The sequence below is a fragment of the Klebsiella sp. EMBS2024 genome (assembly GCF_036233805.1).
Taxonomy (GTDB): Bacteria; Pseudomonadota; Gammaproteobacteria; order Enterobacterales; family Enterobacteriaceae; genus Klebsiella; species Klebsiella pneumoniae.
Genome location: NZ_JAZARW010000001.1, coordinates 1,601,318 through 1,602,747, shown reverse-complemented (window position 1 = coordinate 1,602,747; position 1,430 = coordinate 1,601,318). Strand labels below are relative to the sequence as shown.

Genomic DNA, 1,430 nt, shown 5'->3' with positions numbered 1-1,430 from the left:
GCCAATAAAACGCAAAACTTCGAAGTCACCGCGCAGTATCAGTTCGACTTCGGCCTGCGTCCGGCCATCTCCTACCTGCAGTCCAAAGGCAAAGATCTGTACAATAACGGCCGCTATGCCGATAAAGATCTGGTCAAATATATGGACGTTGGCGCGACCTATTACTTCAACCGTAATATGTCCACCTATGTTGATTACAAAATCAACCTGCTGGATGGTAACGACAAATTCTACGAAGACAACGGTATCTCTACCGATAACATCGTCGCCCTGGGCCTGGTTTACCAGTTCTGATGCGCCTGCCCGCCGGTTCCGGCGGGCTTTCCCCCACCCGCCTCGCTGCAGATAAAACAAAACGCTATATCTCGCGGACTAAAATAGCCGTCCGTTTAATGATATAGTCATGGCCAGTCAGTGCTTGCCCGAGGACGTCCATCATGCACCACCATCCGGTAAAATCTTCCCGAATTATCTCCGTCGCCTACGATGACGCCTCCGCCACACTGGAAATCTATTTCTATCACCAGCCGCCATTACAATATACCGGGGTCCCACCGCGTATTTTTCATGATTTTTTACAGGTGGTGTCAAAAGGCCGGTATTATGACGGGGTGATCAAAGGAAAATTTCCCGAACGCAAGCTACGTTAATGTCAAAGTGTGACTGCGGTCATGATACAAAACGTGCCCTAATACCGTACAATATGAAGGGATACTTAAACAGGAGGTTTTATGAGCAGAATGATTCTTGTCCCTATCGATATCTCTGATAAAGAATTTACTGAACGCATTATCAGTCACGTTGAATCGGAAGCGCGGATTGACGACGCCGAGGTGCATTTCCTCACCGTGATCCCTTCTCTGCCCTATTATGCCTCACTGGGAATGGCCTATACCGCTGAGCTTCCCGGCATGGATGAGCTGCGTGAGGGTTCTGAAACGCAATTGAAAGAGATCGCGAAGCAGTTCTCCATCCCGGAAGACCGGATGCATTTTCACGTCGCGGAAGGATCGCCAAAAGATAAAATCCTTGCGCTGGCCAAGTCGCTGCCAGCCGACCTGGTGATCATCGCTTCGCACCGACCGGATATCACAACTTATCTGCTGGGCTCCAACGCCGCCGCGGTGGTTCGTCACGCCGAGTGCTCGGTACTGGTGGTCCGCTAACGCCGCAGCCCGCCGCCCGGCGGGCTTTTTATTTCCGCATCAGCCGCCCCCGCCTGGCTGCTCGCTGCCGAAAGTGCCGGAAAGATGCTGACATTCCGCCCCTGAATCCGTACCATACACGCCACGGTTGCCTGTCAAACCTCAATAATTGCTACGCGCCAGCGCCACGTTGTTCAGCGGCTGGCAGAATGCGTGCTCTTCTGATGCCACACTATGAATTGAGCCACTATTACATGCTGCAAAACCAAGAAATCAGTAAAAAAG

Annotated in this window: 2 protein-coding genes and 1 pseudogene; all 3 read left to right on the top strand. The window is 51.7% G+C overall.

Annotated features, from left to right (window positions below):
- Positions 1-294, top strand: a pseudogene (gene ompK37, locus VZP09_RS07205) (porin OmpK37); the annotation flags it as partial.
- A 143-nt stretch (positions 295-437) separates the two neighbouring features.
- On the top strand, positions 438-650 hold the full coding sequence (locus tag VZP09_RS07200) for a KTSC domain-containing protein (RefSeq protein WP_002902432.1): 213 nt from the start codon (positions 438-440) through the stop codon (positions 648-650).
- A gap of 81 nt (positions 651-731) precedes the next feature.
- Positions 732-1,166 (top strand): universal stress protein UspF, encoded by a 435-nt coding sequence (gene uspF, locus VZP09_RS07195; protein ID WP_004140161.1) that lies wholly within the window; start codon positions 732-734, stop codon positions 1,164-1,166.
- Positions 1,167-1,430: the final 264 nt, after the last annotated feature.

What these genes read in the sequence shown, in the direction of transcription:
- VZP09_RS07200 (WP_002902432.1), top strand. Translation starts at nt 438, where the DNA reads ATGCACCACCATCCGGTAAAATCTTCCCGAATTATCTCCGTCGCCTAC.
- uspF (WP_004140161.1), top strand. Translation starts at nt 732, where the DNA reads ATGAGCAGAATGATTCTTGTCCCTATCGATATCTCTGATAAAGAATTT.